The sequence below is a fragment of the Streptomyces sp. SAS_272 genome (assembly GCF_052543235.1).
Window position 1 is genome coordinate 18,162 of sequence record NZ_JBMNDR010000064.1, and the last position, 14,178, is coordinate 32,339.

Annotated in this window: 5 protein-coding genes; 3 read left to right on the forward strand and 2 right to left on the reverse strand. The window is 75.6% G+C overall.

The window, feature by feature from the left end:
• Window positions 1-12 precede the first annotated feature (12 nt).
• Window positions 13-1,209, reverse strand: a complete 1,197-nt coding sequence (locus tag ACN6LD_RS29725; protein WP_319194771.1) for a serine hydrolase domain-containing protein — start codon at window positions 1,207-1,209, stop codon at window positions 13-15.
• A 287-nt stretch (window positions 1,210-1,496) separates the two neighbouring features.
• Window positions 1,497-1,619: a hypothetical protein gene (locus ACN6LD_RS29730; RefSeq protein WP_319194769.1), complete on the reverse strand. Its 123-nt coding sequence runs from the start codon at window positions 1,617-1,619 to the stop codon at window positions 1,497-1,499.
• A 417-nt stretch (window positions 1,620-2,036) separates the two neighbouring features.
• On the opposite strand from ACN6LD_RS29730, the gene ACN6LD_RS29735 reads away from it, so the two are divergent.
• The 3 genes from ACN6LD_RS29735 to ACN6LD_RS29745 all read left to right on the forward strand — a co-directional run bounded on the left by ACN6LD_RS29735 (window position 2,037) and on the right by ACN6LD_RS29745 (window position 14,175).
• Complete coding sequence (locus ACN6LD_RS29735) at window positions 2,037-9,140, forward strand: SDR family oxidoreductase (RefSeq protein WP_445044815.1); 7,104 nt, start codon at window positions 2,037-2,039, stop codon at window positions 9,138-9,140.
• Between the two features lie 143 nt (window positions 9,141-9,283).
• Window positions 9,284-13,849, forward strand: a complete 4,566-nt coding sequence (locus ACN6LD_RS29740; protein ID WP_445044823.1) for a beta-ketoacyl synthase N-terminal-like domain-containing protein — start codon at window positions 9,284-9,286, stop codon at window positions 13,847-13,849.
• Window positions 13,846-14,175, forward strand: a complete 330-nt coding sequence (locus tag ACN6LD_RS29745) for an acyl carrier protein (RefSeq protein ID WP_445044816.1) — start codon at window positions 13,846-13,848, stop codon at window positions 14,173-14,175. Before ACN6LD_RS29740 ends, ACN6LD_RS29745 begins: the two co-directional genes overlap by 4 nt.
• The last annotated feature ends 3 nt before the right edge of the window (window positions 14,176-14,178 follow it).

The window sequence follows — 14,178 nt, forward strand, 5'->3', positions numbered from 1 at the left end:
GAGCGGCGGTGGTCAGGTTCCGAGGGGGTGCTGCGGGTCCAGCAGTTCCGCGATCCGCTCGGTGATCGTCTGGGAGTTGTTCCCGCCGGGCGCGTTGCGGCCCACCGTCGTGGACACGGCGATGGAGAGCCGCTGGTGCGGTTCGTACGCCATCACGGCCGCGTAGCCGAAGAAGGACGGGTTCTGGACCACCCACCCGTTCTTCACGACGACGCCGAGGCCGAAGTGGAAGTCCTCGGTCATGGGCAGGCAGACCGTCGCGGGGCAGGTGGCGGTCGGGTGGCCGAGGCCGACCGTGCCCGGGTTCAGCTGGGTGCGGAAGGACTGCCGCGAGAGCAGCTCACCGGAGCCGACGGCCTGCCCGGAGCGGGCGAGGTCGCAGATGTCCTGGGTCAGGACGGCGCCGGGCGCGGTGGTCCAGGACGGGTTCCAGTAGGTGGACTCCTCGTAGGTGCCGCGCTCGTCGTCGTAGGCGTGCAGCACGGGCTGCGGGATGACCGCGGTCTCGTTGCTGCGGGTGTTGCGCAGGCCGAGCGGCCGGTAGACGCGTTGGCGCAGCAGGCGGTCGAGCGGGGTGCCGGAGATCTTCTCCAGGGCGCGGCCGAGGAGGACGAAGTTGGCGTGCGAGTAGCTCCAGTTGGTGCCCGGCGCGTACCACAGGGGGTGGCTCAGGGAGAACCCGACGAGCTCCTCGGGGGTCCAGTGCTGCCAGGGGTCGGCGTAGAGCTTCTTGAGGAAGGCCGGGTCGGTGACGTAGTCGTGCAGACCCGAGGTGGAGTCGCCGAGCATGCGCAGGGTGATCTTGTCGCCGTGCGGCAGGCGGGGCAGCCACCGGGAGACCGGGTCGTCGAGGTCCGCCCGGCCCTCCTCGACGAGCTGGAGCAGCACCGTGCCCATGAAGGCGATGCCGACCGAGCCGGTCCGGAAGTGCATGGCGGGGGTGGCCGGGACGCCCGTCATGGACTCGCCGACGGCGGTCGTGACGAGTTCACGGCCGCCGACCGTGACCTTGACGAGGACGGCCTCGAGGTCGAGTTCCTTCTTGGCCGTGCGGACGATGTCGAGGACCTTGCGCGCCTGGCCCTGCGGGTCACGGGTGGTGGCGCAGGCACGGTCGTGGCGCTCGGGGAGGGCGGCCGCGACCGCGGTCTGCAGGGTCGAGGCGAGGAGGGCGGCGGCGCAGAGCAGCGCCGTACGGGTACGCGTCATACCCGCACTATGGGCCGATTGTCACAACTGTCCGGCGGCCAACACTCCGGACACCCGCGCCACGGACCCGGACGGAGGACGGGACGTCCCCCGGGTGCCGGTCACCGGGCCGCCCGGCTCGCACGCCGGGACCACGCAGCCAAGCCGGTCGACGACCTCCCGAGGATCGACTTGACCGCGTAGTCAGACCAGTCTTGGCAGCCGCCCGGTCCCCGTCAAGACCCGTCTCACCGCTGAGCGCTCGCGCCGCGGGCGACCCGGCGTCGCCGTCGGCCGGCCGGCCGCCGTCACCCGGCCGCCCGGGCTCCGTCGACCGGCCGCTCGGCCACGCCGGCCGGCCGCCCGCGAACGGCGTCCGCGAAGAGCTGTTCCAGGACATCCACGGCCGCGGAGCGGGCGGAAGTGACCATGACCACGAAGCCTTCCCCGCCGCTCAGGGGCCGACACACGGATCGCGGCCCGCCGTGCGGACGGTGCCGGAAACGGACGTCCCGATGTCGGACTTGCGGTCCCAAGGGGCCTATTTCCAGGAGTCGTTGACGCTTCGACAACACCCAGGGCCCACGGTCGCGGCCGGCGGCAGAAGGAGTTCATCCGCATTCCTGCACCCCGCCCCGTGCGTGCGACTGACCGAATCGTTGCGGCTGAATACCGGCCGATCGTTCGAACGTTGACCAGTGAGTAATAAGCGCACTACCTTTCAACGCGTTTCGAGCACGCGCTGTAGAACGGCGTTCCGCGGTGAACCTCTGCCCGCTGGAATCCGGTGAGCCGCCTTTGCTGTCCCGAACCCCCCACCGTGCAGTCTCACCTTGATTCGGAGAATCATGACGTCCGCTGTGCGTCCCGAGGACATGATCATCGGCATCACTCCGTTCGGCGAGCCCGACGCGGGGCTCGCCCTGGCGGTCGGCCGGGCCGGCGGCCTGGGAGTGCTCGACCTGGGGCCGGGGGACCGAAGATCCCGGGAGGCTCTCGCCCGTCTGCGCCGGGCCTCCCCCGGCGCGTTCGCCGTCCGGGTCGGCGCGCACTGCGCGCTCGGCCCCGCCGATCTGGCCCCGGACGGCCCGCACACCGTGATACTCACCGCGGACGCGGTCCGACAGGCCACGCAAAGCCCATGGGACGTCAGCTCTTTGACGGCGCGTCACCGGGTGCTGGTGGAGGTCACCGACCTGGCGGGCGCGCGGGACGCGCTGGGCGTCGGGGCGCACGGCCTGATCGCGCGCGGCGCCGAGTGCGGTGGCCGGATCGGCGAACTGAGCACCTACGTCCTGCTCCAGCAGCTCCTCGCCGCGCCCGAGGTGAGCGTGCCGGTATGGGCGTGCGGCGGCATCGGCCCGCGTACCGCGGCCGCCGCGGTGGCCGGCGGGGCGGCCGGAGTGGTCCTGGACAGTCAGCTGGCGCTGCTCGCCGAGTCGGCCCTGCCCGAGCCGGCCGCGGCCGTGCTGCGCACCCTGGACGGTTCGGAGACCGTCGTCCTGGCCGGTCACCGCGTCCTGCTGCGGCGCGGCCCGGACGCGCCACGGCTCGCGCCGGACGCCACCGCCGAGACGGTGGCCGCGATGCTGGGCGCCCAGGACCCGCGCACCCAGCTGCTCCCGGTGGGCCAGGACGGGTTCCTCGCCGCCCGGTTCGCCGAGCGCTGGGTGGACGTCCGGCGAACGGTCCGCGCGCTCCGGGAATCGGTACTGGACGCCCTGCGCGACGACGCCGCCGGGCGGGCACTGGGGGACGGGTCGCCGATGGCCCGGGCGCTCGGCACCCGGCTGCCGGTCGCGCAGGGTCCCATGACCCGGGTGAGCGACGGGGCGGCGTTCGCCGCGGCGGTGGCGGCGGACGGGGCCCTGCCGTTCCTCGCGCTCGCGCTGGCGGACGGCGAGCGGACCCGGGCCATGCTCGCCGAGACCCGCCGGGCGGCGTCCGGCCGGCCCTGGGGCGTGGGCGTCCTCGGCTTCGCGCCGGAGGAGGTGCGCGCCGCCCAGCTGGAGGCCGTACGGCAGCTGCGGCCGACGCACGCGATCATCGCGGGCGGACGTCCCTCCCAGGCGCAGGCGCTGGAGCGGGACGGCGTGCGCACCTTCCTGCACGTGCCGTCCCCGGGACTGCTGCGGCAGTTCCTGGAGGCAGGGGCACGCCGGTTCGTCTTCGAGGGCGCGGAGTGCGGCGGGCACGTCGGACCGCGCGCCAGCTTTCCGCTCTGGGAGGCGCAACTGGCGGTACTGGAAGACTTTCTGACCGATCGTGAGGCCCGCGACGTCGAGGTGTTCCTCGCGGGCGGGGTGCACGACGAGCGGTCGGCTGCGATGGTCGCCGCGCTCGCCGCCCCGCTGACCGCGCGCGGAGCGGCCGTCGGCGTGCTGATGGGCACCGCGTACCTGTTCACCGAGGAGGCGGTGGCGCTCGGGGCGATCCGGCCGCTCTTCCAACGGCAGGTCATGGCGGCCGGGAGCACCGCGCTCCTGGAGTCGGCGCCGGGTCACGCCACACGGTGCGTGCCGAGCCCGTTCGCGGCCGGCTACCGGGACCGGGCGGCCGGGCTGCGCGCCGAGGGCGTGCCGGAGCGGCAGATCTGGGAGGAGCTGGAACGGCTCAACGTCGGCCGGCTGCGCGTCGCCAGCAAGGGGGTGACCCGGGACGCCGACGGCCGCCTCACCCCCGTGGACGAGGAACGCCAGCTCGCCGAGGGGATGTTCATGGCCGGGGAGGTGGCGGTGCTGCGCTCGGCCCCGACCACCCTCGCCGCGCTGCACACATCGGTGACGACGGGGGCGCTCGGTCATCTCGCCCGGCGCGCGGCCGAGTTCGGGCTGCCGGACGAACCCGCCGAGTCGGCTGCTCCGGCCCCGCTCGACGTCGCCGTCGTCGGCATGGCCTGCATGTTCCCCGAGGCGCCCGACCTCGCCGCCTTCTGGGCGAACGTCGTGGGAGGCGTGGACGCGGTGGGCGAGGTCCCGGCGGACCGCTGGGACCCGGCCGTCCACCACGGCACGTCCACCCCGTCCAAGTGGGGCGGCTTCCTGCCCCGCATCCCCTTCGACCCGCTGCGCTACGGCATCCCGCCGGCCTCCCTCGGCAGCGTCGAACCGGTGCAGCTGCTGTCTCTGGAAGCCGCCCGGCGCGCCCTCGATGACGCCGGATACGGCGACGGGGGGCGGCGGTTCGACCGTTCCCGCACTTCCGTGGTGTTCGGCGCGGAGGCGGGCAGCGACCTGTCGAACGCGGCCACCCTGCGGGCGGTGCTGCCCTCCTACTACGGTGAGGTACCGGCCGGCCTCGACGGTCAGCTGCCGCAGCTCACCGAGGACTCCTTCCCCGGCATGCTCGCCAACGTCATCTCCGGAAGGATCGCCAACCGGCTGGACCTCGGTGGCGCCAACTACACCGTCGACGCGGCCTGCGCCTCCTCGCTGGCCGCCGTGGACGTCGCCTGCAAGGAGCTGGTCGGCGGCACGTCCGACGTGGTGCTGTGCGGCGGCGCCGACCTGCACAACGGCATCAACGACTACGTCCTCTTCTCCTCCGTGCACGCCCTGTCCCCGACCGGCCGCTCCCGCGCCTTCGACGGCTCGGCGGACGGCATCGCCCTCGGCGAGGGCGTGGCCTGCGTGGTCCTCAAGCGTCTCGCGGACGCCGAACGCGACGGCGACCGGATCTACGGCGTCATCAAGGGGCTCGGCGCCTCCAGCGACGGGCGTTCGCTCGGGCTCACCGCGCCGCGGCCGGAGGGGCAGCGCTCGGCCCTGGAACGCGCCTACCGCAACGCGGGCGTCTCCCCGGCCGACGTCGGGCTCGTCGAGGCGCACGGCACCGGCACGGTGGTCGGCGACCGCACCGAACTGAGCATCCTCACCGAGGTGTTCGACGAGGCCGGGGCGAAGCCGGGCGGCTGTGTGCTCGGCTCGGTGAAGTCGCAGATCGGGCACACCAAATGCGCCGCGGGTCTCGCCGGCCTGATCAAGGCGCTGCTGTCGCTGCACACGGGCGTCAGACCGCCCACGCTGCACGTCGAGGCGCCCAACGCGGCGTGGGACGCGGCCACCAGCCCCTTCGCCTTCCACGCCGAGGCCCGCCCGTGGGCGGCTCCTCCTCGCGAACGTCTCGCCGGGGTGAGCGCGTTCGGTTTCGGCGGCACCAACTTCCATGTGGTGCTGGCCGCTCACGCCGAGGGCGTGACGCCGGTGCGCGGACTGGACGCCTGGCCGGCCGAGCTGTTCGTCTTCCGCGGCCGGGACGAGGCGGCGGCCCGCCGTGCCGTGACCGAACTCCTCGGCGCCGCGCAGACCGGGGGACGGCCCTGGCGGCTCCGCGACCTCGCGCTGAGCGCGGCGCGGCGGGCGGACGCGAGCACGGATCCGACGTGGTTCGCGGTCGTGGCGACGGACGTCGACGATCTGGTGGAGAAACTGCTGCGGCTGACGGCCGACCCGGCCGGGACCGCGCCCGCGCGCGGCGTCCACCGGGCCGTCCGCCACGAGGACCACGACGAACTCCCGGCCGACGCCCCCGGCGCCGGCACCAGCACCAGCACCAGCACCAGCACCAGCACCAGCACCAGCACCAGCCGGAACGACGCCGGGGAGGGCAAGGTCGCCTTCCTCTTTCCGGGACAGGGCAGTCAGCGCACCGGCATGCTCGCCGACCTGTTCGTGGCCTTCCCCGAGCTGCGCCCGTACCTGGAGCTCGGGCGCGCCCACGCCGACGCCCTGTACCCGCCGGCCGCCTTCGACGACGCCGGACGCGCCCGCCAGCAGGCCGCGCTCACCGACACCCGGGCCGCCCAGCCGGCCCTCGGCCTCGCCGGCCTCGCCGCCCACGCCGTGCTCACCGCGGCCGGGGTGCGCCCCGACATGGCCGCCGGGCACAGCTACGGCGAGCTGGTCGCCCTGTGCGCGGCCGGCGCCCTGACCCCCGAGACACTGCTGGAGCTGAGCTCGGAGCGGGCCACGGCCATCCTGGAAGCCGCGGGACGCGCCGACGGCGAGCGCGGGGAGGGCCGCGGCGACGGCGACCCCGGGACCATGGCCGCCGTCACGGCGGACGCCGAGGCGGTGGCCGAGGCGCTGAAGGCGGGGGCCGCACCGGACTCCGTCGTCGTCGCCAACCGCAACTCGCCCGGGCAGACGGTGATAGCGGGACCGACGGACGCCGTCGCCGAAGCCGTCCGGCTGCTGCGCGAGGCCGGACTGGGGGCCCAGCGCATCCCCGTGGCCTGCGCCTTCCACAGTCCGCTGGTGGCGGGCGCCGCAGACCGGTTCGCCGAAGCGCTCGCCGACCGCCCGGTGCACGCTCCCGAGTTCCCCGTGTGGTCCAACCGCACGGCCGCCCCCTATCCCGCCGACGCGGACGCCGTCCGGGCCGGGCTCGCCGCCCAGATCGGCGCGCCGGTCGCCTTCGCCGAGCAGATCGAGGCGATGTACGCGGCCGGGGCGCGCGTCTTCGTCGAGGCGGGGCCGGGGTCGGTGCTCACCCGGCTGGTCGGGCAGATCCTCGGCGACCGCCCGCACCGCACGGTGGCCTGCGAGCCCCGGCCGGGCAGCGGGCTCGGCGGCTGGCTCGACGCCCTGGCCGCGCTCGCCGTCGCGGGTCTGCCGGTGCGCGCGGGGTGGCTGCTGCGCGGCCGGGACGCGGTGGACGCCGTACGGACCCCCGTGCCGAAGCTGCCCGGCTGGACGGTCGACGGACAGCTGGTCCGCACCGCCGCCGGCGCGCTCCTTCCCGGTGCGCTCGCACCCGCCCGACGAGTCGCGAAGACCCAGGAGACGACTGTGACGACGAACCCCCCGACCGGCGTCCCGTCCGACCGGGACGCGCTCATCTCCGAGTTCCTGCGCACCAGCCGTGAGATGATCGCGGCCCAACGGGACGTGCTGCTCACCTACTTCGGCGCCACGCCAGGGGCCGTGATCGCCGCGCCCGCGGTGGTCCCGCAGCCGCAGGCGGCGTCCGCGCCCGCCGAACTCGACGCGCCGCGACCGCAGTCGGCGCCGCGGACTCCGGCGGCGGAGACGGGCGCTGCGGCCACGGGAACGGCGGGCCCGGGAGCGGCCGTCCAGGCGGTGACGCCGGCCGACGGGCCGCCGGACGTCCAGCAGGTCGTCCTGGAGATCATAAGCGAGCGCACCGGCTACCCCGTCGACATGATCGAGCCCGACCTCGATCTGGAGGCGGACCTCAGTATCGACTCCATCAAGCGGGCGGAGATCGCCGGTGAGCTGGCCCGGCGGCTGGGCGGCGCCGGCGCGGACCTGACCGCGATGGAGGACGCCGAGCTGGAGGAGCTCACCAAGGCGCGCACCGCCGCCGCGGTGACCGACTGGCTCACGGCCCGGCTGGGCGGCGGCCGGGCCACCGGGACCGCACCCGCCTCCACCCCGCCCACGCCCACCACCACGACCCCCGGTGCACCCGTCGCACCCACCGCATCCGCGGCGCCGGACACCGAAGAGGTTCCGGCCGAGGCTCCGCGGCGGCACATCCTGCGTCCGGTGCTCCTCGACCCCACGGCGCAGCCGCCCGCGGACCCGTCGGCGGTGCTCTCGGGCACCCGCTGGGCCGTCCTCGGGGACGCCCCGGAGGTCGCCGCCCGGCTGGTCGCGCACGGCGCCCATGTCACCGTCCGGGGCCGGGACCACGTCCTGTCGCGGGACGACGGGGCGGTGGACGGAGTGCTGTACCTCGGGGCTCTCACGAGCGCCGACGACGGCGCACCGGTGCTGCCGGACGCCTTCCCCGTGCTGAAGGCGGCCCTCGAGGGCGGGCCGCGGTGGCTGCTGGCCGTCCGGCGCGCCGACGTCGACACGCCCGACCCCCGGACGGCGGGCCTGCGCGGACTGTTCCGGACCCTGGCGCGGGAGTGCCCGGACACGCTCGCACGGATCGTCGACCTGACCGACGTGTCGGCGGCCGCCGTCGCGGACGCGGTGGTCGAGGAGGCCGTCGCCGCCGACCGCACGCCGGTCGTGCTGCGGACGGCCGCCGGACGGCACGGCTTCGAGCTGGCGGAGGCGCCGCTCGGCGCGCTCGGCAGCACGGGCGCCGGACCGGCCGGGGACGGCGTCGCGGAGGCGGCCGCGCTCGGCCTGGACAGGGACTCGGTGGTGCTGCTGGCGGGCGGCGCGCGCGGCATCACCGCGCAGTTCGCCGCCGCGCTCGCGGGGGCCGCCCGCTGCCGGCTGGAGCTGCTCGGCCGCACCCCCGCGCCGGACGGTCCCGAGGACGCGGACACCGCGGCCGCGCGCACCCCGGCCGCACTGCGCGCCGCACTCGCCGCGCGCGGCGGCCTGAAGCCGGCCGAGATCAACCGTGCGGCCGAACTCCTGCTCGCCCAACGGGAGATCACGGCCACGCTGGCCGAACTCGACGCGCTCGGCGGGCGGGCCCGCTACCGCACCGTCGACTTCCGGGAGCCGGACGCCGTGCGTCAGGCGGTGAAGGAGATCCACGCCGAGCACGGCAGGCTCGACGGCGTCGTCCACGCGGCCGGCGTCATCGAGGACCGGCTGATCGGCGAGAAGAGCGCCGAGTCGTTCCAGCGCGTCTACGGCACGAAGGCGACCGGCGCGCACGCCCTGCTCACCGCGCTGGAGGAGCTGCCCTCCACACCGGCGTTCACCGTGCTGTTCGGCTCGGTCTCGGCCGTGCTGGGCAACCGGGGGCAGGTGGACTACGCGGCCGCCAACGACGCGCTGGAGACGCTCGGCGCGGCCTTCGCCGCCCGCACCGGCCGCCGTGCCGTGACCGTGCACTGGGGTCCCTGGGCGCCCGCCGCCGGGCACGCCGGCATGGTCGGGGCCGAGTTGGCCCGCGAGTACGCCCGGCGCGGCATCCGGCTCATCGACCCCGAGGAGGGGACCGCGGCGCTGCTGCGCGAGCTGGCCTGGGGCGAGGAGTCGGCCACCGCCGTCGTCTACACCGCCTCGGGCTGGTGACCGCCGCGGTGACGTCGTCCGGGCAGGCCGACGCAGGCACGGCTCCGGTCACGGAACGACGGATCCCCGAACACCACGTGCGGGAGCGCCAGGTGACGGACGATCGGCCGCCGGCGCGTCAGGTGCCGGTCGCCATCGTCGGGATGTCGGTGCTGCTGCCGGGCGCCGCCGGGCTGGACGCGTACTGGCGAAACCTGCGGGACGGGGTCGACGCGATCGGCGACGCGCCGGAGGGACGCTGGGACGCCGCGTTCTACCGGCCCGGCACGGCCGCCGACCCGGCCGTCGCGGACCGGGTGTACACCCGGCGCGGCGGGTTCGTGGACGGGCTCGCGGAGGTGGAGGTCACCCGGTTCGGGATCATGCCGAACTCGGTGGCCGGGACCGAGCCCGACCAGCTCATCGCCCTGCACGTGGCATCGGCCGCGCTGGAGGACGCGGGCGGCGCGGACCGTCTCCCCGAGCGGGGGCGCGTCGGCGTCGTCCTCGGCCGGGGCGGCTATCTCACGCCCGGCCTGGTCCGGCTCGACCAGCGGGTACGCACCGCCGGCCAGCTCGTGCGCACCCTGGGCGAGCTGCTGCCCGACCTGACGGACCGGCAACTCGACCGGGTGCGGGCCGCGTTCACCGAGCGGCTCGGCCCGGACAGTCCCGAGTCCGCGATCGGCCTGGTGCCCAACCTGGCCGCCTCCCGGGTCGCCAACCGGCTCGATCTGCGCGGGCCGGCGTACACCGTGGACGCGGCCTGCGCCTCGTCGCTGGTCGCCGTGGACCAGGCCGTGGGCGAACTCGCCTCCGGCCGGTGCGACCTGATGCTCGCCGGCGGGGTGCACCACTGCCACGACATCACGCTGTGGAGCGTCTTCTCGCAGCTGCGCGCCCTCTCCCCCAGCCAGCGCATCCGCCCCTTCCACCGGGAGGCCGACGGCATCCTGATCGGCGAGGGCACGGGCGTCGTCGTCCTCAAGCGGCTGTCCGACGCCGAGCGCGACGGCGACCGGGTCTACGCCGTCATCCGGGGCACCGGGGTGGCCAGCGACGGCCGGGCGGCCGGGCTGGTCAACCCCGATCCGGGGGGCCAGGCGCTGGCCGTGCGGCAGGCGTGGCGGGCCGCCGGGCTCGATCCGGCCGCTCCCGGCTCGGTGGGGCTGCTGGAGGCGCACGGCACCGCCACCCCGGCCGGCGACGGCGCCGAACTGGCGACGCTCGCCGAGGTGTTCGGTCCCGGGGACGGTGAGGCGGTCCTCGGGTCGGTCAAGTCGATGATCGGGCACACCATGCCCGCCGCCGGAGTGGCCGGCCTGGTCAAGGCCGCCCTCGCCGTGCACCACCGCACGCTGCTGCCGACGCTGCACTGCGACGACCCCCACCCGGCGCTGGCCCGCACCCGGTTCCGCACCCTGGACAAGGCCGCCGACTGGGAGACCACGACCGACCAGCCCGTGCGGCGGGCCGCCGTCAACGCCTTCGGCTTCGGCGGGATCAACGCGCACGTGGTGCTGGAGGAGGCGCCCGCCGCCCGCGGGCCGCGTGCCGCGGCGACGCCCCGCGCGGTCCTGGACGTCGCCGAACCCGAGCGCGTCCTGCTGCTCGCCGCCGGCTCCCCCGCCCGGCTCGCCGCCCTCCTGGACGGGGCCGACGACACCGTGCGGGCCGCCGGCCTGGACCCCTCCCGGCCGCACCCGGACGCCGGAGGGACCCGCCTCGGCATCGTCGAACCGACCGCCAGACGGCTCGCGCTGGCCCGCCGCGCCGTCGCCAAGGAGCGTGCCTGGCACGGCCGCAGCGACGTCTGGTTCCGGCCGACCCCGCTGCTGGGCGCCGGCCGGGGTCGGCTCGCGTTCCTGTTCCCCGGCCTGGAGGGCGACTTCACCCCGCAGGTCGACGACGTGGCGGCGCACTTCGCCCTGCCCGCCCCCGCCGTCGACGGCGACCGGACCGGCGACGTGGGCCGGCACGGCTTCGGCGTCGTCGCCGTCGGCCGCCTCCTCGACGCCGCGCTGCGCCGCAGCGGGATCGTGCCGGACGCGGTCGCCGGACACAGCGTCGGCGAGTGGACGGCGATGGCGGCGGCCGGACTGTACGCCGGGGACGAGGTCGACGCCTTCATGGCGGAGTTCGACCCGGACACCGTCGCGGTCCCCGGGCTGGCCTTCGGCGCGATCGGCGCGTCCGCGGAGCGGGTGCGGACCGCCCTGCGCGAGGAGGACGGAGCACGGGCGGGTCTGGTGCTGTCCCACGACAACGCGCCCGGCCAGTCCATGGTGTGCGGTCCGCAGGCGGCGGTGGAGGACTTCGTGCGGGCGTTCCGCGCCCGGGGGGTGCTCAGCCAGGTGCTGCCGTTCCGGTCGGGCTTCCACACGCCGATGCTGAAGCCCCACATCGGCCCGATCGAGGCGGCGGCCGCCCGGTTCCGGCTGCACCCTCCGCACACCCCGCTCTGGTCGGGGACCACGGCCGCGCCGTTCCCGGCGGACGAGGACGGCATCCGGTCCCTGTTCGTGCGGCATCTGCTGGAGCCCGTCCGCTTCCGGCAGCTCGCCGAGGCCCTGCACGCGGCCGGCCACACCGCGTACGTGCAGGTCGGCCCCGGCCAGCTCGGCTCTCTCGTCGGCGACACCCTGGGCGGACGCGACCACCTGGTGATCGCCGCCAACTCGCCCCACCGCACGGGCCTCGCCCAGCTGCGCCGGGTCGCCACCGCGCTGTGGACGGCCGGTGCCTCGGTGGCGCCCCTGCTGCCTCCGCCCTCGTCAGCCGCGGGGACGACGGACGCGCGCCGGCCGCCCCCGACACGGCTGGACCTGGGCGGCGCCCTGGTCTCGCTCGCCCCGCAGCGCCTCGCCGAGCTGAGGGACGAACTGCGGGCCGGACTCCGGGACGAGGTCCGGAACGAGGTGCGGACCTCGCCGCGCGGCGGCTCCGGCGCGGACCCCGCCCGCACGGACCCCGCCCTCCCGGCTCCGGCCTCCTCGGCCGGCCCCGACGGACCGTCGCCGCTGGACGCCCTCGTCGCACGCTCCCCGATCGCCGCCGAACTGAGCGCTCTGCTCCGCGACACGGCGGACACCGCCGCCGCCCTGATGAACGCACACGCTGCGGAGCCCGTGCCGCACCGACCGGTCGCGCCGAGGCGCACGACGGTCCGCGTCTCCGCCGAGTCCATGCCGTACCTCCTGGACCACTGCTTCTTCCCGCAGCGCCCCGGCTGGCCGGACCTCGCCGACCGCTGGCCGGTCGTCCCGGCAACGACGATCGTGCAGCACGTCATGGACGCGGCGGCGGACGCCGCGCGCGCCGCGGACGCCGGCCGGGCGGTGCCGGTCGCCGTGCACGGGGCGCGCTTCGAGGAATGGCTCACCGCCGCCCCCGCCGTCGACGTGCCGGTCACCCTCACGCCCGCGGGCGCGGACCGTCTCGCCGTCTCCTTCGGCCCGCGGGCCCGGGCCACCGTGGAACTCGCCGGGACCTACCCCGCGCCTCCCCCCGGCGCCTGGGCCGCCCGCCCCGCACCCGAGCGCACCCCCGACCACACCGCCGCCCAGCTCTACGACGAGCGCTGGATGTTCCACGGCCCGGCGTTCCGCGGCGTCACCGAACTCACCGCGATCGGCGACCGCCATGTGCGCGGGGTCATCACCACCCCGGCCGCGCCCGGTGCGCTGCTGGACAACGTGGGCCAGATCCTCGGCTACTGGATCATGGCGACCCGTTCCGAGCGGACCGTGGTGTTCCCGGTCGGGATGCGGGAGATGCGCTTCTACGGGCCGCATCCGGCGCCCGGGACACGGGTGGGGTGCCTGGTGCGGATCACCTCGCTCACCGACGCGTTCCTGGAGGCCGACGTCCAGCTGACGGTGGACGGCACCACGGTCTGGGCGGAGCTGCGCGGCTGGCAGGACCGCCGCTTCGACAACGACCCCGGCACCCGGCCCGTCGAGCGGTTCCCCGAGCGCCACACCCTGTCCGAGACCCGCCCGGGCGGCTGGCAGCTGCTGCACGAGCGATGGCCGGACCTGGCCTCCCGCGAACTGATCATGCGCAACTCGCTGGGCGGCCCGGAGCGTGCGCAGTACGCGGAACACGCGCCGCGCGGACGGCGGCAGTGGCTGCTGGGCCGGATCGCGGCCAAGGACGCGGTGCGGCAGTGGCTCTGGGACCACGGCGAGGGCCCGGTGTTCCCGGCGGAACTGCGGGTGCGCAACGACGCGGCAGGCCTCCCGTACGTCACCGGCGAGCACGGCCGCATCCTGCCGCCGCTGGACGTCTCACTTGCGCACTGCGCGGAGGCGGCCGTGGCGATCGTCCGCCCGCACCGGCCCGGCCCCGGACCGGGGATCGACGTCGAGGAGGTCGTCGAGCGCACCCCGCAGACCCTCGCCGCCGCCCTCGGCGCGGACGAACTGGCCCTGCTGGGCGCCCTGTGCGGCGCCGGCGGCGACCGCGAGGCCCTGTGGTTCACCCGGTTCTGGGCGGCCAAGGAGGCCGTCGCGAAGGCGGAGGGCACCGGATTCGGCGGCAGACCACGGGACTTCAGGGTGCTCGAGGCAACTCCGGCCGGTGACCGGCTGACCGTCGCGGGCCGCCTGGAACGCGCCTACACCGTGCACTGCGCACCGGCCGCCAACCCTCCCCGGCTGCCGCGACGCGCGTACGCCGTGGCATGGACGACGGGACCCTCGACCGAGAAGGAGCACGACGCCCCATGACATCCCCCACCCCCCACTCCCCCGTCACGGCCGAGGAGGAGTCCGTCCTCGCCGACCTCACGGAGATGCTCGCGCGGCTCCTGGAGGACGAGTACGGCCTCGACGACGTCGAGATCGGCATGCACACCACCTTCAACCGCGACCTGGAACTGGAGAGCATCGACCTGGTCACCCTCGCCGGGCTGCTCCAGGAGCGGTACGGCGACCGGGTCAACTTCGCCGAGTTCCTGGCCGGCATGGAGTTCGACGAGATCATCGAACTCACCGTGGGACGGCTCGTCGAGTACGTCGTGACGAGTCTGAAGGCCGCGGCGGAGGCGGGCTGAGCC